Source organism: Solibacillus sp. FSL W7-1324, from assembly GCF_038008025.1.
Taxonomy (GTDB): Bacteria; Bacillota; Bacilli; order Bacillales_A; family Planococcaceae; genus Solibacillus.
Genome location: NZ_JBBOYH010000001.1, coordinates 468,627 through 488,492 on the forward strand (window position 1 = coordinate 468,627; position 19,866 = coordinate 488,492).

Here is a 19,866-nt window from a genome sequence, read left to right on the forward strand (position 1 = left end):
CGGTTAGTGTAGGGAAGTGACTATATATTCGGGAAGATAGAGAATTTTTATTTGATGGAGTAGGACAATCTACATACTAACAGAATAAGTTGAAAAAATAGAGGATGTGAAACAATGGATTGGTTCGGCAATATATTGGGAGAAGTAAATACACTATTATATTCATATGTATTAATAGTTTTATTAGTAGGAACGGGTATATTTTTAACGTTCAAAACAAAGTTTATTCAATTTAGACTAATTAAAGAAATGTTCAAACTTATAACAGAAGCGGCACCAACAGATAAGTCAGGGAAAAAAGGGATCTCTTCATTTCAGGCATTTACAATATCTGCGGCTTCCCGTATCGGTACAGGGAATATAGCGGGTGTAGCGACGGCAATCGCTCTTGGCGGTCCTGGTGCAATTTTTTGGATGTGGATGATTGCACTGATCGGTGCGGCATCTGCGCTAATCGAAAGTACGTTAGCCCAAGTATATAAAGTTAAAGATAAAAGTACTGGGTTGTTTCGCGGTGGACCTGCTTACTATATGGAAAAAGGTTTAAATAAAAGATGGATGGGCATTCTTTTTGCCATTGTCATTACGATTACTTATGGTTTTATTTTTAATTCCGTTCAGGCAAATACGATTTCCATTGCGTTTGAAGAGAGCTTTGGTGCCAATCGTGTTGTTGTAGGTTTAATATTGGCTGCCCTAACAGGGGTTATTGTTTTTGGAGGACTGAAGAGAATTGTAAGTTTTACTCAAATAGTTGTTCCTGTTATGGCAATTTTGTATATTGTAATCGCACTTATTGTGGTATTCCTCAATATTTCCGAAATTCCGGGTGTGTTTCTCCTTATCATAAAGTCTGCCTTTGGATTGGAAGAAGCTTTTGCAGGAATGATTGGTGCAGCAATTATGAATGGGATTAAACGCGGATTATTCTCAAATGAAGCAGGGATCGGGTCTGCACCTAATGCAGCAGCAACAGCAGATGTTTCCCATCCGGTTAAGCAAGGGCTGATCCAAGCTCTTGGTGTATTTATTGATACATTAGTTGTTTGTACGGCAACAGCAGCCATCGTATTATTAGGCGATGCATATCTGCAGTCGGACGCAACTTCAGTCAATTTAACGCAAGCCTCTTTAGTTAATAGTTTAGGGGATTGGGCAGGAAGCTTCTTAGCAATTATTGTATTTATGTTTGCCTTTAGTACAGTTATCGGCAATTACTATTATGGTGAATCGAATATCAGTTTTATTAAAGAGTCAAAAACGGGCTTATTAGTATTCCGTGTATTTGTCGTACTTTTCGTTATGTTTGGTTCAATTGCAAAAGTACAAATTGTATGGGATTTAGCGGATCTATTTATGGCCTTTATGGCAATCATCAACTTAATTGCCGTTCTTCAACTTTGGAAAGTAGCCAAACCGGTTGTTAATGATTATTTACATCAGCGCAAGCAAGGCAAAAATCCAGTATTCTATAAGAAAAACGTACCTAATATAGGTGAAGTGGAATGTTGGGGAGAAGATGAAGAAGTAGAAAGAAAACATTAATTTAAAGCAGTGTTCCCCATTTATTGGTGATAAGTATAATATTGAAAACCACCTAATTGTTGATATACAACGAATTAGGTGGTTTTTTGTGAATGGAAAGAACTTAAACCAGCTACTCCTAACTATGTAATAGGTATCCTATTTTGATTTTACATATTTAAACTATAGTCCTATTTTCTGAAAACATAATGTAATTCAAAGGTATTGTAAAATATATTTCAATGCAGCAATATTTTATCATTGCTGTTTTTGGAGGCACTGATGAAATTTTTTCTACCGATTATTAAGCTACTTAACAAGTTGAAGTATCCAATGAAGTTTTCAGTTATTGGAATTATACTATTAGTACCACTATTGTTAGTAAGCTTATTCTATTTAAGTACCATGAATGATGAAATGAAACAAATTGAGAAAAGAGTGGAAGGGGCAACATGCAACACGGCATTAAAAGATATTTTGCAATATAGTCAACAAACAAGGGCATTAAATGTCTCTCTTTTAACAGATACGGCATCAGCTAAACAGTTGGATGAAGTAATAGAAAAGGTCAATCAAGCATTTGGAGAAATTGAAAAGTTGGACTCTAAAATGGAATATGACTTTAATACAAAGGAACAATTCCAGGCGATTCAAGAAAAATGGAATACACTACAGCAAACAACGTGGAAGGATTCAGGGCAGATTACTTCACAATATAGTGATTATATTGAGGATATTTTAAACCTTATGACCGATGTGACAAATAATTCGGAACTGCTGTTAACTGATTCAAAAGAGATGTTTAATCTTACGTATAATACATTTATCGAATTACCAAAGTTAACGGAGCAATTTGGGCAAATGCGAGCTTTAGGTGTAAGCATCATTAACAGTAATGCTGCAGATGAAGTTCAAGTAGAACAACTGAATATGATTTATTTCCCGACGCAAAGCGCCATAAAAAATATGAATAAAAGCTCGGCAGTTATATTTAACAATCCTGAGTTTGAAGCTGCTTTACAACAGCCTTTAGATTTAGTGAAAGAAAGTGCGGAAACGTATTTTAAAGCAATTGACAGTATTGGAAAGGGTGCAATTTCTGCAACCGATTATTATGATATTGCCACTGCATCCAATAATACAAACTTCGAATTCTATACGGCAAGTCTAGAGGAAATGGAAATAACTTTACAGCAGCAATCTGATAATTTACAACAAACAATGGTTATCATATTTATTACACTTTCGGTAATATTCATTGTAGCGTTACTCCTATTTGTCAGCCTATTTTTAGCAATTCGCCAATCGATAAAGTTGTTGGAAGAAGGAACTATGAAGGTTGCTGGTGGAGATCTGAATGTAAAAGTAGCATTACATACAAATGACGAAATGAAGAATGTAGAAACCTCATTTAATAGCATGATCATCCAGTTAAATGGACTAGTTCGTGAAATTACAACAAGTGCAGAACATGTGGCGTCATCGAGTGAAGAGTTACATGCAAGTGCTGAGGAAGCTACTGCAGCTGTGGAGCATACAACTACTGCGGTCAATCAAATGATGACAGATACAGAAATACAGGAAGTAAGGCTGAATGAAAGTGCACAAGCAATGAATGAAATGGTAACAGGCATTGAGCGAATTGCAGAAAATAGTGTACGGATTTCGGCTCTGACAAATGAAACGACGGGCTTTGCAAATGACGGGAATACAACCGTTGAAAAAGCACTGCAGCAAATGGATATGATTAAACAAACGGTCGGAAAATCGAGTGAAAAAATTAACGACTTAAATAAACAATCAACTAAAATCGATTCGATTGTGCGTGTCATTTCAGATATCGCGGACCAGACAAACTTACTTGCTTTAAATGCTGCAATTGAGGCGGCACGTGCTGGGGAAAATGGAAAAGGCTTTGCGGTTGTTGCGGATGAGGTACGTAAGTTAGCTGAAGAATCACGCGGATCTGCTAAGCAAATAGCTGAGCTTATTGAGACGATTCAGATAGATACAACGGACTCTGTAAAAATGATGAGCCTTGTTACGGATAATGTTGATGTCGGCATAAAAGTGACAGAAGAAACCGCTTATAAATTTGGTCATATTTTAACAAGTATGCAAACATTGAATCCTCAAATGGAAGAAATATCAGCAACAGCGACGGAATTTTCAGCTCAGGCTGAGCAAGTTGCTTCGGCTATGCAACACTTATTGGAAATGGCAAAACAAACGAGCGAAGCAACAGCAGAGATTGCATCTACTTCAGAAGAACAGTTGGCAATTATGGAAGAAGTCTCATCTTCCGCAAACTCTTTATCAGAAATTGCTGAATCATTACAAAGTTTAGTAATGCAGTTTAAGCTATAATTTAAATACGAAAAGGGAACTAACTGAAGATGATTTAGACACCATTTCCGATTTTGCCAATGGATATTAAATAATTGAACTTGAAAAACTGCCTAGTTGTTGATAAAACACTTAGGCAGTTTTTTATTGCCCATTTGACAAAAGTAACAACCCATCTATAATTATAAGTTGTTAGATATTAATTTTTACATAATTCACTGTCAGTAAAACAATTAGAAAGGAAGATTTTATGAAATTCATTAGTTTTTCAAAGCTAGGATTAATTTTAGTATTAAGTTTATTGCTAGCTGCATGTTCTTCGGAGGTTGGTGGTACAGAGAAGCAAGCTGTTAACTTAGCTTATGTAGAATGGGAGACTGAAGTTGCCTCCACCCATGTAGTTGGACAAGTTCTGGAGGACTTAGGATATGATGTAACCCTCACGCCTTTAGATAATGGGATTATGTGGGAAGCCCTCGCCAATGGAGAAGTAGATGGCATGGTTTCGGCTTGGCTGCCACAGACGCATGCTCCGCAAGTCGAAAAATACAAAGGTCGTATCGATGATTTAGGTGAAAATCTGATAGGTGGAAAAATCGGATTAGTAGTCCCAAGTTATATGGATGTGGACTCCATCGAAGATTTAACAGATGAAGCGGGTAAAACGATTACTGGCATTGAACCAGGAGCGAATATTACAGGAACTACTGAAAAGGCGTATGAGATATATCCTAATCTTGAAGGATGGACAGTACTCAGCTCATCTTCGGTAGCAATGACAGGGGCTCTTAAGCAAGCAATTCAGAATGAAGAGGAAATTATAGTGACAGGTTGGTCGCCTCACTGGAAATTTAATTTATTTGACCTGAAATATTTAGATGATCCTAAAGGAATGTATGGAACTGAAGAGTATATCGGTACATTTGCTCGTAATGGATTCAAAGAGGATAATCCTGGGGCATACAGTGTTCTTGATAATTTCCACTGGAATCCGGAAGATATAGAAAGTGTTATGTACGATATTATGGAAGGCATGGATCCGAAAGACGCAGCAAAAAAATGGATTGAAGAAAATGAAGGTAAAGTTGCCGAATGGACAAAAGAAGTTAAATAAAGTTTTAAGTACCGGATTGTACGTCTCCATGCGAAGGGGCTGCGATTTTTAAAAAGAACGACCTAATTGTTGGTGGGCAACGAATTAGGTCGTTCTTTTTCTGGATACAATAAGTAAATAATTCTTCTGCAATACTGTGTATTTAAATTGGCACTATTTTTAAACAAAAAAATACACCTGCCAAATGCATTGTAAAATATGCTGACACGTGGTAAATTTATATAGATATGCGCAAAAATAATTATGATGCGTATATTATCCCTTATCTTAATTATATATAAAAATTCTTTATTAGTCAACGCTTAAATATTTTCAAGGAGTGAATGTTATGAAAACAGATTTTCTGAACGAACAAAAGCGGTTAAATAGTGTTGTGAACGTCATTAATGATCAAACACAACAACTGGAATCAGAAACGTTAAAGCTCCGAAATGAAGTAGTAAATACGCGTAAGCATTTTTGGGATGAAATTAAAGTGAATACGGATTCGTTTGATGACTTTTTGGAAACCGTTATTAACTTAAGACAAGAAGCGCAGGCATTAGCTGTTGGCGAAAGTACGCATCATCACGCAGCCAAAAGATTAGCGGTCTTGCATCGGATGAAGTCAGTCCCTTATTTTGGACGAATTGATTTTCTTGAAGAAGGTTTTTCAGAGCAGGAGAAAATTTATATTGGCATATCATCTCTGATGGATTCAAATGGTGAGGACTTCCTGATTTATGACTGGAGAGCACCGATTTCAAGTGTCTATTATGATTATGAGCCTGGTCCAGCGCAGTATACAACGCCCGGGGGCAAGGTTTACGGCGATCTTGAGAAAAAGTGGCAATACGTTATTCGTAACGGAAAACTGCAATCGATGTTTGACACAAGTCTTACAATTGGGGATGAAATTTTACAGCAGGTGCTTGGAAAAGGCGCGGATAAGTATATGCAAAGTATCGTCGCAACGATTCAAAAGGATCAAAACCGTATTATTCGCCACGATCAAGGGCGTATGCTTATCGTGCACGGTGCAGCCGGCAGTGGTAAAACTTCTGCTGCATTACAAAGAATCGCATTTTTATTATATAAATACCGGGATCGTATAAAAGCCGATCAAATTATATTATTTTCACCAAATGCTATGTTTAACAGCTATGTTTCCAACGTACTGCCGGAGCTTGGAGAAGAAAATATGCAGCAAGTTACATTTCAGGAGTATTTGGATCACCGTTTAAGTAAAGATTTTCACTTAGAAAATCCATTTCATCAGCTGGAATATGTGCTGACTGCTGCAACCAGTCCTTCGTACAGTGCAAGGATTAAAGGCATTCAATTTAAAGCATCCGTTAAATTTGTTGAGGCGATTAAGCAATACCGAGAAACATTGGAAAAATCGGACCTGCTATTTAAAGATGTAAAGTTCAGAGGGAAAACGATTATTTCGGCGCAGCAATTGTCGGAGAAGTTTTATGGGGATCATATTTCACTGAGCTTCCAAAGCAGGCTTGAAAAACTGAAAGACTGGCTAATGAATGAAATTAAAGAAATCGAAAAAATAGAACGCTCTCAGCCATGGGTAGAAGAGGAAATTGAGCTATTGAGCGATGAGACGTATCATAAAATTCATAAGTATTTAGCAAAGAAAAAGGGCTTTGAACGAGAAGAGCAGGCAGATTATGAAATGGATCACGACGCGCTTATTCAAGTAATTGTCCGACTGAAATTGAAGGCAGTGAGAAAACAAATTCAAACACTCGACTTTATTGATTTAGCTGGCATTTATAAACAGCTTTTTGCAGACCCATTATTGATGCAGCAGCAACTAAAAGTAGAAGTACCGGATGAATGGGAAGCGATATGTGAAGATACACTTCAAACGATGGAAGCGGGGACGCTGTATTATGAAGATGCGACACCATTTCTATTTTTGCAGGAATTGATTCAAGGTTTTCAAACAAACCGGTCGATCAAGCATATTCTCATTGATGAAGCACAGGATTATTCGCCGTTTCAATTTGAATTTCTGAAGCGCTTATTCCCTTCTGCCAAAATGACCGTGCTAGGTGATTTTAATCAGGCTATTTTTGCGCATGCAAGTGGCGTAGGAGATTTTCAAATCCTTCACCAGCTTTATGGAGAAGAAGAAACGGAAGTTATCAATATGACCCGAAGTTACCGTTCGACGAAGCCGATTATAGAATTTACACGGAGTCTTATTGCAAATGGAGAAGAAATTATTCCATTTGAACGTGCTGGCGAACTGCCGGTGTTGAACCAAGTAGATAATCATGCACAATTGCATCAGTACATTATGTCTGACATTTCAAAATTGCAAAGTGAGGGCTATAACAGTATCGCGGTTATTTGCAAATCTGCAGAAGAAAGTAAGACAGCATATGAAACGTTAAATAAAATTGACGGAATTAAGCTGATAAAAAGCGGTACAGCGGAGTTTGGGCAAGGAGTTGTAGTCATTCCTTCTTACTTAGCGAAGGGGATTGAATTTGAAGCAGTCATTATTTATGACGCATCCGAAAGTGTGTATAGAGATGAAAGTTTACGCAGAATCTTTTATACAGCGTGCACGAGAGCAATGCACGTGCTGCAACTTTACAGTGTAGGGAAACCGAGTCCTTTTATGCAAAAGGCTTTAGAAAATAATCTTATACAACTTGAGTTGAATTCAGAAAGTATTAGATAAACATCATTAAAACCATAAGAAAACGGAGTCGGGGAGTGTACCGGACTCCGTTTTCATTTTTAGTACGTTCAATTCATATCTTTAACATACCGCTCCAAATCTGCGGGGAATTTTAGCTGATTCAGTTCTTTTACGGACGCTGCATCCTCTGAATCATAAGAGAAATAAAACCTTGCAGCTCTATCATCCAAATGTTTGAAATTAAATTCATTATAGGGAAGTTGGCGGTCCTTTTTCTTCAGCTGTTTTTGCAACTCTTCATTATAGTATACAATTTCAATGTTGAAGTAACTTAAATTCTGTTCTTTAAAATGCTGGATCATCTTATAAGCTTTCTCCAGCTGATCGTTCATATTGTTAGATGATTTCAGAATTACATTGGCAAAGACAATATTTCCGATACCGTTCGCTTCCTTTTGTAAAATACCCTCATAGGTGTCGGTATGGTCATATTGTGCTTCGATTTCATCCGAAAACGTCACATTGACCATATAGGAATAATTTTCAACCGTTCCATAAAGTTCTTCATACAGCAACCCAAATTGCGTATTCAGCTGATCCCGCCAATGCATTTGCAAATACGTATCAGAAAGCGGCTCCGTCTTTTCACTAACCGAAACGGTAACTTCCAAATCAGGATTCTTTTTTGGATGAGCGATAATATGATAATCTCCGTAATCATCGCCCAATGGTTTGGAGTAGGTTGATTCATCAATCACAAAGTCTTCGTTATATTTCTCTTCAAGTGAAGCTTCGGCGGCATTTTCCGCTTTGTAGCCTATAATCGGGTAGTAAAAATAATCAAATGAAGCAATCGTAAGTATTAAAATAAAGAATGCTGGAATCGCCAGTAACGTCAGTAACACAATCTTTATTATTCGCATCTCAGATTCTCCTAATACGTATAGCGTGCTACTTGCTCACCTTCAATTACAAGGCCGTCAATTTCCTGGAAGCCCATTTTTTCATAGAGGCGCTTCGCATGCTCATTATCAGGTTCATAGGAAAGGGTAATCGTTTGATGGCGAGGCTCTTTTAATGTTTGAATATCCTCTATAACAAGCCGAACCGCCTCTTTGCCATAACCTTTCCCCTGATGTTTTTCATCGATCATCATCCGGTAAATCCAGAATTCATGATCATCCTCATCGAGACCATAAAGTGTGAACCCGACCATTTCCTCCCCAAAGTAAATTCCTTTCGCATGGAAGTTTTCCAGAAAGTTCAGCTGTGCCAATGACACTGCATTCGAGGCGACAAAATTCACTTGATCCTCCCGTACTTTTAGCGAGATTGCTTTTATCCAATTATCTTTTGTAATCGTTTTTAAATGCAGCATTTCTGTTATCCCTCTCTCATGTAAAATGACTTGTCGTGCACTACGCACTAACAATTAATACCATAAAAGGAATTGGAATTAAATGTTGCATATTATCGAATTTTATCCAGTTAAAATAAAGTGGAATAACTGCTGAAAGTCCCATACATCTCTTGTTTATATAACTGCGGATAAGTGGACATGAAGTTCATAATGATTAATCCGTTGTCCAAAGTCGGATAGCGGTCGAATAATAAGCGGTCACCGTAACGGATGGCTGTCAATGCAAGCGGCAATTCGCGCCGGAAAACTTCATACCGCCGAATCGCTGTATCGAAATCCTGATTTTGTGTATTAACAATTACATAGGCATTGTAATACCAATAGTGTCCATTTGTTTTCCATTCACCGAGTACTTCATCACGCAGTTCGGGATTTACTGTGTTCCAGGCGAACTGTGTACCAATTGTTAAAAATAAATCTCCGGTATCATCAGAATGGGTCAGCGTGTGATGTCTTGAAATAATAGATTCCGTTGCAGTAACACCATCCCTGTATTCAACGGATAGTCTTTCGGGATTAAAATTGCTCATCTATTCGCTCCAATCGTTTTCTTTATTCATATGCATTTATTTGTTGAGGGTGAGGAGCAATAGAATGAACAATTAACGTATTACGGGCATATTTCAAATGTCTATATTGTGAAAAATGAAGAACATATACTAGGTTAGAGGTCAAACTTAGTAGGAGGTGAATGATATGCCATTTTATGGGCAAAATTTCAGACCGGGGATGTTCCCGCCAAATGGACAACAATTTGGTCCCCAACCGCAAATAGGTAGACAGCAGATGGGAATGCCTCGTCCCAATGAATTCGCAAGACCGAGGGAAGCCTTTTATCCACCATCTCCGGTGAATGCGAGACAGGGGCAACAGCAGGCCAATTTTTATCCGCCACAGCCACAACAGCAGCAAGGTTCCCGCTTTAGCGGTCTATCTGATAACTTAAATACAGTAATGGGCCATGTGGGAACAATAACAAATGGAATTAATACAATGAGACAAGTAGGCGCTATGCTGAATCTCTTCAAATAACATATAAATAAGCAGAAAGATCAATTTAGCCTATCAATAGAACATTATTGATAAGCTTTTTTGTTTTTGTACATAAAAAAATGCTAACCAACAGCTGTTTGCACAGAGGTTGATTAGCATCTATATTAATTTTTATTATGCGGATGTAGAATGGATCTTTTTGTACGCTTTCTCATCCGAATGATATTTGGACCGATTTCATTTAATACAATCGCAACGAGAATCAGCACAATCCCAATCCATTGCAAAGCTGTGACCGTTTCAGCCAGAATAATGCTCGCCGATAAAATCGCGACGGGCAATTCAACAGAAGTTAATATATTCGCCAAACCTCCTGAAATGAGTGGTGCTCCGACTGCATAAAACAGTGGCGGCAACACGGCTCCAAATATTGAAACCCCGGCAGCGCTCGATACTAAGCTTCCTTCAAGAGGAAATACAGCAGGGATGTCCTTCATAAAGATCAAAAATACTAAAATTGTGGAACCTGTCACCATTAAAGAAGTACGGGTTAATGGATGAACATCCACAGCAACTTTCCCGCTGAAAAAGATAAAGGCAGCATAAGTAAAGGCAGATAATATCCCCATTACAAATCCCTTAATCGGAAGACCTTGTATATCACCGGTTAAAATATTCGATGCGAAAAATACACCGATTAAAATAAGGACAATCGCCAATACAGTAATTGGCGCCGGTTTAATTTTATTGAAAACCCATTCGAACAGTATGCCGATCCAAACAAACTGGAACATTAAAATGATGGCCAGTGAAGCAGGTAAATACTGCATCGCACCATAATAAAAAATACTTGTTAAACCGATAAAACAGCCGGTAATCATAATGGGAAGGATGTTCTTTTTAGTCAGTCCCTTCATACCGAACCCTTTCAGGAAAGTGATCGACCATAACAGCAGAAAGGAAATGACCATTTGGACAAGATTGATTTGACCAAGAGTGTAGCCATGACCGAATCCCATTTTGGCAAATACCGGTGTAAACCCAAAGCATCCTGCACCGAGCAGTACAAAGAATACTCCTTTATTTATCTTCATTTCTATAAACCTCCGATAGTGCTTGAAAATAACGATATTATCTTAACATATATAGTAGAAACAGACTGACAAAGCGGTTTCTGCAGTTGAGCAAGAGTTATTTACAACTAAAATCATTATATGATAAATATATCTCGGAATAAAGATGTTTTAATTTGAAATAAATTACAAGGGAGAGGTATCACAAATTTTCGTATTATAACGGCAATGAATATCGGTTTTTTTATTATAGGTATTGGGTACTTGAATTAAAAAGTAACCGATAGTCCATTTTATAGGCTGTTAGGGCAGATAAGGTTGGTAGGAAAGTTCTGATTATGAATAATTAGTGAATATCTTCTATATAAATACGATATATGTTGGTATATTAATAAAAAATTAATGTAACTTTTACAAAAGGGGTGAAGAAGATGAAGATAAATAGCTTGGTACGAGGCGTTAGTTCAGAGTTAGATGAAAGAAAACGTTCCCAGCTTCGCAAAGAGGCGGGTGACGCATATAAAAAGCATGCGCAATACACGGATCCAAGTAAAAATCCACTGCTAAAAGTGCTGGAAAACCTCCTTTCCGGTAAAACAGAAAAAGATTTACTGACACAGGACAATGCCGATCAGGCTGAAAATCTTGCAGTGGTAAATGACATCACGTATAAACAAACACCAATATTGGACAATGTGCGTGTAGCATCGGCTGTCCCTTCATCTCAAGATTTACTTACAGCAGCGAATATATCAACCTCAATCCCGCAAATGCCGGCAAACACTAAAGATGAACATAATGAGCAAGTACAATCCGAGGAAGCAAGCTCGTTATTTAATGAAAATCTTTCATTTACAATACCGGAAAAATTCCAACAAGACTTTACACGTAATCCAGACGAGCAAACAGTGTTTGGTCAAGAGTTGGAAAAGCGGTTATTCCAGCGTTCATTCAATATAGCTGCACAAAAATACAGTGCGCATATTGCAATGGTGAATAACGGTTACCGTTCAGTAAATGAATCGTTGTTCTCTCAAATTGCATGACTAAAAACCCACTCAAAACGAGTGGTTTTTTTATTTTAACTATTTTTAGAGTAAAAGTATATATTATTTTACCATAATATAACATATCGTTATATAATATGTACGTTAAACTTATATCGACTAAAGGAGATAAAAAATGCTTTATAGTATTATGCTTTTTCTACATATTATAGGTACAGTTATGATGTTTATAGCAGTCGGGTTAACGATAACTGCAATGATTGCGATGCTATATTCAAAGAAAACAGAAACGCTGCGTGTTTGGGCGGCATTGGCCGTTAAAGTTGATGGACTGTTGCCATTTAGTGTCATCATTATTTTCCTGCCGGCATTATATTTGGTGATTACTACTTGGGGCTGGCACGCGGCTTGGATCAATCTTTCATTAGCGGCACTGATTGTAATGACATTCATGGGACCAGCTATTAACCTGCGCCGTTTAAAAAATATTTTAAAAGCTGCCGATGCAGAAACGGCTAGTACTCCATCTGCTCCATTAGTTAAAACTGTGCAGGACCGTTTATTATGGATTTCTGTCATTACGATGACAGCACTGGCGGTTGCCATTGTATTTTTAATGACAGTAAAACTAGAAATGCTCGGCTCACTTGTAACTTTCGGGGTAGCTATAGTAGCAGGCTATATGATTTCCGCTTTGATTTTAAAAAGACCATCTTTGAACAATTAAAATACCGATTATTTTTTACCACTTAGAACGGAGTCAAAGCTACGTTTTAGATGGTTTTTTATAATTAGTTCCAACTTTCCCATCATTCACGCACCAGATCATTCAATGGTATACTATTTCCAAAGTTGAAATTATGGAGTGGTCTTTTTGGCGAAGAAGCAAGCAAAAACAAATGCAGTTCGTTTAATTGAGCAGAAAAAAATTGCACATGAAATCTTTGAGTATACGATCAACGATGGGGAAGCGGTGGATGGATTGACCGTTGCCGGCAAAATCGGCCAGCCTGCCATTCATGTCTATAAAACATTGGTTGCAACTGCAGGAAAGGGCAATTATTTTGTTTTCGTCATTCCCGTAGATGCGGAATTGAATTTAAAGGCCGCAGCAAAAGTGGTAGGGCAAAAGAAAATTGAGATGCTTCCGGTTAAGGAGCTTCTTGGCTTAACGGGTTATATTCGCGGGGGCTGCTCACCGATCGGGATGAAAAAGCTTTTTCCGACTATTATTGAGGAAGCGGCGACTGCATTGGATTATATTATTGTCAGTGCAGGCAAAATCGGGATGCAGATTAAGCTTGCACCGGAAGATTTACAAAAGGCAACGAACGGTCAATTTGCATCGATTGTCTCATCATAGAAAGAAGGATTGTTGTGTCGAAGAAATTTAAATGGCAATGGGGAAGTTTTTTTGTAGGAATGATGATCATGGCGCTTGGAATTACGATGACGATTAAAGGGAATGTTGTCGGAACAGCTCCATGGGATGTTTTCCATATTGGTCTTTATAAGCAGATCGGATTGACGATCGGTTCTTGGTCTATTTTAACGGGGCTGACGATTATTATCGGAACATCGATTTATCTGAAACGCATACCGAAACTCGCGACATTTTTAAATATGCTGTTCATCGGTTCATTTATTGATTTGTTCAATTGGCTCCTGCCAGAGACGAATATTTTTGTACTGGAACTTGCGTATTTTACGGCCGGCTTTTTTGTAATGAGCATTGGCTGTGCACTTTATATTGCGGCAAGTCTTGGTGAAGGTCCGCGTGATACGATTATGATGATAATTGCGAGTAAAGGGTATTCAGTGAAAACAGGCAGGCTCGTAATGGAAGTATTTGCGACAGGTGCCGGATGGCTGCTTGGCGGTCCTGTTGGTTTCGGGACGGTTGTTTTAGCGCTCGGTACAGGTTATGTCATTCAGCCGTCATTATTTTTCTTTAAAAGAAAGCTTGAGGAAATAATCGGAGAGCCGCTTACATAAAATTTTCATTCTCTGTGCTAAAATATAGTGGAAATAGATATCGAAAGGATGAACGCGCATGTCAAACGTATTAAATACCTTTTTAGATGAAAACTTACTGGCACTACAAGCACAAGGTTTATACAACGAAATCGATCCGGTAGAAGGAGCAAACGGCCCGATTATTAAAGTTGGAGGCAAACAGCTTGTAAACCTGTCATCAAACAACTACTTAGGCTTGGCGACGAACGATGAGCTGAAAAAGATTGCTCAGGACACAATTGCCTCATACGGTGTTGGTGCAGGTGCTGTTCGTACAATTAACGGTACGCTCGATTTACACGTAAAACTGGAAGAAACATTAGCGAAATTTAAAGGGACAGAAGCAGCAATCAGCTATCAATCAGGCTTCAATTGTAATATGGCGGCAATTTCTGCTGTTATGGACAAAAATGATGCGATTTTATCGGATGCACTAAACCATGCTTCAATTATCGACGGCTGCCGTTTATCTAAAGCGAAAATTATTCCATTTGCCCATGCAGATATGGATGATTTACGCGCAAAAGCAAAAGATGCAACTGAATCAGGCCTTTACAATAAAGTAATGGTCATTACAGACGGTGTTTTCTCGATGGATGGCGATATTGCCAAGCTTCCGGAAATCGTTGAAATCGCAAAAGAGTTTGACCTAATCACTTATGTAGATGATGCACATGGTTCAGGCGTTACTGGTAAAGGTGCCGGAACAGTGAAGCATTTCGGTCTGCAACATGATATCGACTTCCAAATCGGTACATTGTCAAAAGCAATCGGTGTTGTCGGCGGTTATGTGGCAGGGAAGAAAAACCTGATCGACTGGCTAAAAGTTCGTTCTCGTCCGTTTTTATTCTCAACAGCATTACCACCAGGGGATGTAGCGGCGATTACACGCGCGGTAGAGATGATTATGGAATCGACAGAGCTGCATGACAAGCTTTGGGAAAACGGTCAGTATTTAAAAGACGGCCTAGCAAAACTTGGCTTTAATATCGGGGAATCGGAAACACCGATTACACCATGCATTATCGGCGAAGAAAAGCTGACACAACAATTCTCGAAACGCTTGCTTGAAGAAGGCGTGTACGCAAAAGCAATCGTGTTCCCGACAGTACCAAAAGGAACAGGTCGCGTGCGCAATATGCCAACAGCGGCCCATACGAAAGAAATGCTTGATGAAGCATTAGCAATTTACGAAAAAGTAGGCCGTGAGTTAGAAGTAATTAAATAAGAGTTAAATACGGGACAAAATTAAATAGGATGTATAGTAAACCTTTAAAATTAGAAGAGTAATCTAATTTTAAAGGTTTTTTATCGTTAAAAATTTTTAATATATTAGAAATAATTATTTTCTACTTTGTATTTTAATTAATACGGTGAAAACGCTTGTATAACATAAAAGAAGCTTAATACTAAAATTTTTGATAAAAATTGAAAAGTTTTACTAAAATAATTTAAATTATCCGAATATATTAAATAAATAAATTATTCAGAAATTTACTATTGACGTATGGTACTATTAACAATATATTCTTTTTAAGAATTAAAATTTGTCGAAAGTGTGGTGTTTTTCTGTTTTGAAGTATATTGTTCTATCTGAAAGGGATAACGTAGCAACAGCATTAGAGAATATTCCTATTCATTCAGAGATTCAAATTCCACTGAAAAATAACCTAGTTAAGTTAAAACAAGAAATTCAATTTGGTCATAAATTTGCTCTGGAAGATATTTTGAAAGGGGACCGTATTATTAAATACGGAGAAACAATCGGAGTGGCAACTTGTAATATTTTAAAAGGTTTTCACGTCCATGTGCATAACCTTGAAGGTACGAGAGGAAGGGGCGATAAAGTTTGATAGATTTACAAGGGAAGAAGTTTTGGGGATATCGTAGGCCGGATGGTAGGGTTGGTATAAGAAATCATGTGTTGATTTTACCGACAATTACTTGTGCCACAAAAGTAGCTAACCAAATAACGGAACTGGTGCAAGAGACTGTTTCTTTTGTGCATCAGCATGGATGTGCACAAGTAGGCGTTGATTATGATCAAACATTTCGTACATATGTAGGGATGGGCTGTAATCCTAATGTCTATGCGGTGATTGTTGTCGGTCTTGGTTGTGAAACACATCAGGCTCGAAGTGTTTATAAAGAAATAGAAAAAACCGGTAAGCCTGTTAAGTTAGTTTCCATACAAGATCATGGAGGTACATTGGATGCAATTGCAGAAGGAGCAAAACATGCTGTTCAATTTGTACAAGAGGCTTCTATGTTGCAGAGGGAGTTATGTGATTTTAGTGAATTAACTATAGGGACTGAATGTGGCGGTTCGGATGCTTGTTCGGGTCTTTCTGCAAACCCGGCAGTTGGTTATGTAAGTGATGAAATTGTAAAAATGGACGGTACGGTTATTTTAGCCGAAACTACTGAATTAATCGGCGCGGAACACCTTTTGGCCAATCGTGCAAAAAATAGTCATATAGCTAAAAGGGTTTACGAAGTAATCGAACAAATGGAAGCGCGTTCAGTTTTGATGGGTGTAGATATTCGTTCAGGTAACCCAAGTCCAGGGAATGTAAAAGGCGGATTAAGCTCATTGGAAGAAAAATCTCTTGGTGCAGCAAATAAGGCAGGTACCAGCACACTTAATGAAATAATTGAATATGCTGAAACACCTACAGAAAAAGGTTTAGTGTGGATGGATACACCAGGGCATGATATTGAGCAATTGACGGGGATGGTTGCCGGCGGTGCACAGTTAGTATTATTTACGACAGGGAGAGGTACACCGACAGGTTCACCTATTGCACCTGTAATTAAAATTACCACTAACTCTCCTATTTTCGAAAAGATGAAAGAAAATATGGATGTTAATGCGGGGACGGTTATTGAAGGGACTGAAACAATAGAAGAAGTGGGAGAAAGACTTCTATCCGAAATTGCAGCGGTTAGTTCCGGTAAGTTAACAAAGGCTGAGATTTTAGGGCAACATGATTTTGGGATTTGGAGAATTGGTCCAACTTTTTAAAGTAAAACGAAAACGGCGTTTCATAATATAAAACAGTGGGGGCGTTTTGCCGGTGGATTATTCACTTCTCATTATCGTTTTTTTTCTTGGCTTTCTTAGTCATTTAGTTAGTGCACTTGTTGGCGGCGGTGGACTCATATCATTACCAACAATGCTGTTAATGGGAATTCCAATCCACAACGCCATCTCTGCAGATAAATTTGGAGCGGTAATCAGTACACTACTAACTTCAATAAATAGTATTAGAAAAAAAGAAGTGAATCTATCTGAATGTTTAATGCTCTTTGTCATCGGATTAATTAGCGGCTTTATTGGGGGGGCATTTGCTTCTAGCCTCAATGAAAAAGTTTTAAATACGATAGCGATTATATTAATGATTTTTGCTTTTGCAATGACTTTTTATTCCAATAGCTTTTTTGGATCAAATGAAAAGATAATTAATAAAAGAAAAACTTACCAGCTGCTAAGTGCAATTGGATTTTATGATGGCATTTTTGGTCCAGGCAGCAGTACATTAGCCATCTATGTTTTTTCAAATGATCAATTGCAATACTACAAAGCTATATTATTTACGAGAATTTCTTTACTCGGCTGGTGTAGCGGTGCGCTTATTTCTTATATTTCATCAGGCCACATGATTTGGGCGTTAGCGTTTGCAATAACCGGAGGAGCAATTATTGGTGGGTTTCTAGGTGTCTTTATATCTAAAAAAATAGATTTAAAATATGTAAAACCTTTGCTTCGAATAATGATGCTAATAATTCTCGTACAGCTGATTATTAAAATGCTTGGTTAAGCTTGGGAAGGATGAGACTGTTGAGAGCTGTAATTTATGGTTTTGGAAAGATGGGACGTAACATAGCCTTGAATATTCTTGAAAAGGGATATTCCGTTATAGGATATGATATCGATCGTTCAATAAAGGAAAGCATCGACAATGAAGAATTATTCCATAGCAAGTCCTTCATGTTTATTGAAGAGGAAGAAAAGATACTTCAGGAAATTAAACCCGATGATCTAATATTTCTTCTAGTTCCACCAGGAAAAGTGACAGACGAAGTTTTAACCGTGTTATTAGAGCGATTACCGGAAGGAAGCACTTTGATTGAGGGGGGCAACTCTAATTATAAAGAAGCGATGGAATGGGCTGCTTTGTTCAAACAAAAAGGGATACATTTTTTAGATATGGGAACAAGCGGTGGCATAAATGGAGCGAGAAATGGTCTATGTGCCATGATTGGTGGAGACGCGGCTGTATATGAAAAAATAGAGCCATTTTTGAAAGAAATCTGCTGTAATGATGGACTTATATATGCAGGCGTATCAGGGAGCGGCCATTATTTGAAAATGATTCATAATGGCATTGAATACGGTATGATGCAAGCGATTGCAGAAGGATTTGAAATGTTGGAAAAAAGTGAATTCGATTTTAACTATTCGGAAGTAGCGAAAAATTGGAACAGTGGCTCGGTTATTAGAAGCTGGTTGATGGAATTATTAATAGATTCTTTTCAGGATAATAATAAGTTGGATAATGTTTCCGGTAAAATGCATGCTTCAGGTGAAGTGAAATGGCTAATGGAAGAGTCTATAAAATTACAATTACCCTTGCCTGTAACCTATTTATCTTTAATGATGAGAAATCGATCTCTTGAAGATGAGACTTTTAGCGGGAAAGTAGTATCTGCTTTGCGATATTCCTTTGGTGGACACAAAGTTAGTAAGGGGTGATTAAAATTAAAGATGTATTTTCGGTTGGAGAAACAATGATAATTTTTCAAGCAATGCAAATAGGAAATTTTGAAGATATACCTGCTCTTTATCAGAAAATTGGTGGTGCAGAATCCAACGTTCTTATCGGACTGGCCAGATTAGGTCATGATGTTGCGTATATGTCTCAAGTAGGGAGAGATCCATTTGGTAAACGGATCATTAAATCGATAAGGGCTGAAGGCGTAGATGTTTCAAATGTTAAAGTATCTTCTGATAATCCAACAGGATTGCTATTTAAAGAGCAAAAAACCAAGGAAGCTACACATGTGTATTATTATCGGAAAGATTCTGCTGCGAGCAAGATGAGTGTACAGGATCTCCCGGTTGATGTAATAAGAGCATCTAAGTTTATTCATTTAACTGGAATTACACCTGCGATAAGTCTATCTTGCAGAGAAATGATATTTAAAATTATTGAAATCGCCAAGGAAAATCAAATACCTATAATTTTCGATCCCAATATTCGATTTAAACTTTGGCCAAAAGAAGAGGCAAAAGAAGTTATTTTAGATATTGCAGCTCATGCTGATTATATTTTAACAGGCTTATCAGAGGCTGAATTTTTAGTAGGTACCACTAATGAGAGCGACATTTGCAATCTACTTACGAAAAATGAAGGACAAGTCATTGTAATAAAAAAGGGGGCATCCTCTACCCTATTTTCGATTAATGGAAAATTGACTGAAGTGCCAACAGTCCCAGTTTCAGGAATAGTAGATCCGGTTGGAGCTGGCGATGCTTTTGCTGCAGGATTTATTCATGGTTTACTAACAAATCAATCATTAGAAAGAAGTGTCTACTTTGGTAACTTACTCGGCGCTTGTGTTATTCAACAGTTTGGCGATATAGAAGGCTTACCGAATAGAGAAGAATTTGAAATGCTTTGCCAATCTAATGAACAAGTAGACATCTTAAGATAGGGGGG

Annotated in this window: 19 protein-coding genes; 15 read left to right on the forward strand and 4 right to left on the reverse strand. The window is 37.8% G+C overall.

What is annotated here, in order from left to right; genetic code table 11:
- Nucleotides 1–114: 114 nt before the first annotated feature.
- The 4 genes from MKY71_RS02320 to helD all read left to right on the forward strand — a co-directional run bounded on the left by MKY71_RS02320 (nucleotide 115) and on the right by helD (nucleotide 7,673).
- A complete protein-coding gene (locus MKY71_RS02320) occupies nucleotides 115–1,545 on the forward strand; it encodes an alanine/glycine:cation symporter family protein (RefSeq protein WP_340731457.1) in 1,431 nt (476 codons plus the stop codon).
- 261 nt (nucleotides 1,546–1,806) lie between these two features.
- A complete protein-coding gene (locus tag MKY71_RS02325) occupies nucleotides 1,807–3,891 on the forward strand; it encodes a methyl-accepting chemotaxis protein (RefSeq protein ID WP_340731458.1) in 2,085 nt (694 codons plus the stop codon).
- A gap of 229 nt (nucleotides 3,892–4,120) precedes the next feature.
- Nucleotides 4,121–4,984 carry a glycine betaine ABC transporter substrate-binding protein gene (locus MKY71_RS02330; RefSeq protein ID WP_339175035.1) on the forward strand — a complete coding sequence of 288 codons (864 nt, stop codon included), beginning with the start codon at nucleotides 4,121–4,123 and terminating at the stop codon, nucleotides 4,982–4,984.
- A gap of 328 nt (nucleotides 4,985–5,312) precedes the next feature.
- On the forward strand, nucleotides 5,313–7,673 hold the full coding sequence (gene helD / locus MKY71_RS02335; protein WP_340731459.1) for an RNA polymerase recycling motor HelD: 2,361 nt from the start codon (nucleotides 5,313–5,315) through the stop codon (nucleotides 7,671–7,673).
- Between the two features lie 68 nt (nucleotides 7,674–7,741).
- Here helD and MKY71_RS02340 read toward each other — a convergent pair whose 3' ends face one another.
- The 3 genes from MKY71_RS02340 to MKY71_RS02350 form a co-directional block, all read right to left on the reverse strand.
- Complete coding sequence (locus MKY71_RS02340; protein ID WP_340731460.1) at nucleotides 7,742–8,557, reverse strand: murein transglycosylase; 816 nt, start codon at nucleotides 8,555–8,557, stop codon at nucleotides 7,742–7,744.
- Nucleotides 8,558–8,568: 11 nt separating this feature from the next.
- Nucleotides 8,569–9,012, reverse strand: coding sequence for a GNAT family N-acetyltransferase (locus tag MKY71_RS02345; RefSeq protein ID WP_340731461.1), 444 nt, complete (start codon nucleotides 9,010–9,012; stop codon nucleotides 8,569–8,571).
- A gap of 110 nt (nucleotides 9,013–9,122) precedes the next feature.
- Nucleotides 9,123–9,584 carry a staygreen family protein gene (locus tag MKY71_RS02350; RefSeq protein WP_340731462.1) on the reverse strand — a complete coding sequence of 154 codons (462 nt, stop codon included), beginning with the start codon at nucleotides 9,582–9,584 and terminating at the stop codon, nucleotides 9,123–9,125.
- 166 nt (nucleotides 9,585–9,750) lie between these two features.
- Here MKY71_RS02350 and MKY71_RS02355 point away from each other — a divergent pair, with 166 nt between their 5' ends.
- Complete coding sequence (locus tag MKY71_RS02355) at nucleotides 9,751–10,086, forward strand: hypothetical protein (RefSeq protein WP_339175043.1); 336 nt, start codon at nucleotides 9,751–9,753, stop codon at nucleotides 10,084–10,086.
- Nucleotides 10,087–10,211: 125 nt separating this feature from the next.
- On the opposite strand, the gene MKY71_RS02360 is transcribed toward MKY71_RS02355, so the two are convergent.
- Nucleotides 10,212–11,141, reverse strand: a complete 930-nt coding sequence (locus MKY71_RS02360; RefSeq protein WP_340731463.1) for an EamA family transporter — start codon at nucleotides 11,139–11,141, stop codon at nucleotides 10,212–10,214.
- Nucleotides 11,142–11,551: 410 nt separating this feature from the next.
- Between MKY71_RS02360 and MKY71_RS02365 the strand changes: the two genes are divergently transcribed.
- From MKY71_RS02365 to MKY71_RS02410, 10 genes are all read left to right on the forward strand, one after another.
- Nucleotides 11,552–12,166, forward strand: a complete 615-nt coding sequence (locus MKY71_RS02365) for a hypothetical protein (RefSeq protein WP_340731464.1) — start codon at nucleotides 11,552–11,554, stop codon at nucleotides 12,164–12,166.
- Nucleotides 12,167–12,302: 136 nt separating this feature from the next.
- Nucleotides 12,303–12,854, forward strand: coding sequence for a hypothetical protein (locus MKY71_RS02370; protein ID WP_340731465.1), 552 nt, complete (start codon nucleotides 12,303–12,305; stop codon nucleotides 12,852–12,854).
- 147 nt (nucleotides 12,855–13,001) lie between these two features.
- A complete protein-coding gene (ybaK, locus tag MKY71_RS02375) occupies nucleotides 13,002–13,490 on the forward strand; it encodes a Cys-tRNA(Pro) deacylase (RefSeq protein ID WP_340731466.1) in 489 nt (162 codons plus the stop codon).
- A 14-nt stretch (nucleotides 13,491–13,504) separates the two neighbouring features.
- Complete coding sequence (locus MKY71_RS02380) at nucleotides 13,505–14,122, forward strand: YczE/YyaS/YitT family protein (protein ID WP_340731467.1); 618 nt, start codon at nucleotides 13,505–13,507, stop codon at nucleotides 14,120–14,122.
- A 58-nt stretch (nucleotides 14,123–14,180) separates the two neighbouring features.
- Nucleotides 14,181–15,371, forward strand: coding sequence for a glycine C-acetyltransferase (locus MKY71_RS02385; protein WP_087615726.1), 1,191 nt, complete (start codon nucleotides 14,181–14,183; stop codon nucleotides 15,369–15,371).
- Nucleotides 15,372–15,717: 346 nt separating this feature from the next.
- Nucleotides 15,718–15,996: a UxaA family hydrolase gene (locus tag MKY71_RS02390; protein WP_340731468.1), complete on the forward strand. Its 279-nt coding sequence runs from the start codon at nucleotides 15,718–15,720 to the stop codon at nucleotides 15,994–15,996.
- Nucleotides 15,993–17,168 carry a UxaA family hydrolase gene (locus MKY71_RS02395; protein ID WP_445683728.1) on the forward strand — a complete coding sequence of 392 codons (1,176 nt, stop codon included), beginning with the start codon at nucleotides 15,993–15,995 and terminating at the stop codon, nucleotides 17,166–17,168. Before MKY71_RS02390 ends, MKY71_RS02395 begins: the two co-directional genes overlap by 4 nt.
- Before the next feature lie 52 nt (nucleotides 17,169–17,220).
- Nucleotides 17,221–17,964 carry a sulfite exporter TauE/SafE family protein gene (locus MKY71_RS02400; RefSeq protein WP_340731469.1) on the forward strand — a complete coding sequence of 248 codons (744 nt, stop codon included), beginning with the start codon at nucleotides 17,221–17,223 and terminating at the stop codon, nucleotides 17,962–17,964.
- 11 nt (nucleotides 17,965–17,975) lie between these two features.
- Entirely contained in the window at nucleotides 17,976–18,899 is a 924-nt protein-coding gene (gene gnd, locus MKY71_RS02405) for a phosphogluconate dehydrogenase (NAD(+)-dependent, decarboxylating) (RefSeq protein ID WP_445683729.1), read from the forward strand.
- Nucleotides 18,896–19,861 (forward strand): sugar kinase, encoded by a 966-nt coding sequence (locus tag MKY71_RS02410; RefSeq protein WP_340731471.1) that lies wholly within the window; start codon nucleotides 18,896–18,898, stop codon nucleotides 19,859–19,861. The genes gnd and MKY71_RS02410 overlap by 4 nt, the downstream gene beginning before the upstream one ends.
- Nucleotides 19,862–19,866: the final 5 nt, after the last annotated feature.

Bases quoted from the DNA above. Each gene is read 5' to 3' on its own strand.
- MKY71_RS02320 (WP_340731457.1), top strand. From the start codon at position 115: ATGGATTGGTTCGGCAATATATTGGGAGAAGTAAATACACTATTATAT.
- MKY71_RS02325 (WP_340731458.1), top strand. From the start codon at position 1,807: ATGAAATTTTTTCTACCGATTATTAAGCTACTTAACAAGTTGAAGTAT.
- MKY71_RS02330 (WP_339175035.1), top strand. From the start codon at position 4,121: ATGAAATTCATTAGTTTTTCAAAGCTAGGATTAATTTTAGTATTAAGT.
- helD (WP_340731459.1), top strand. From the start codon at position 5,313: ATGAAAACAGATTTTCTGAACGAACAAAAGCGGTTAAATAGTGTTGTG.
- MKY71_RS02340 (WP_340731460.1), bottom strand. From the start codon at position 8,557: ATGCGAATAATAAAGATTGTGTTACTGACGTTACTGGCGATTCCAGCA.
- MKY71_RS02345 (WP_340731461.1), bottom strand. From the start codon at position 9,012: ATGCTGCATTTAAAAACGATTACAAAAGATAATTGGATAAAAGCAATC.
- MKY71_RS02350 (WP_340731462.1), bottom strand. From the start codon at position 9,584: ATGAGCAATTTTAATCCCGAAAGACTATCCGTTGAATACAGGGATGGT.
- MKY71_RS02355 (WP_339175043.1), top strand. From the start codon at position 9,751: ATGCCATTTTATGGGCAAAATTTCAGACCGGGGATGTTCCCGCCAAAT.
- MKY71_RS02360 (WP_340731463.1), bottom strand. From the start codon at position 11,141: ATGAAGATAAATAAAGGAGTATTCTTTGTACTGCTCGGTGCAGGATGC.
- MKY71_RS02365 (WP_340731464.1), top strand. From the start codon at position 11,552: ATGAAGATAAATAGCTTGGTACGAGGCGTTAGTTCAGAGTTAGATGAA.
- MKY71_RS02370 (WP_340731465.1), top strand. From the start codon at position 12,303: ATGCTTTATAGTATTATGCTTTTTCTACATATTATAGGTACAGTTATG.
- MKY71_RS02385 (WP_087615726.1), top strand. From the start codon at position 14,181: ATGTCAAACGTATTAAATACCTTTTTAGATGAAAACTTACTGGCACTA.
- gnd (WP_445683729.1), top strand. From the start codon at position 17,976: ATGAGACTGTTGAGAGCTGTAATTTATGGTTTTGGAAAGATGGGACGT.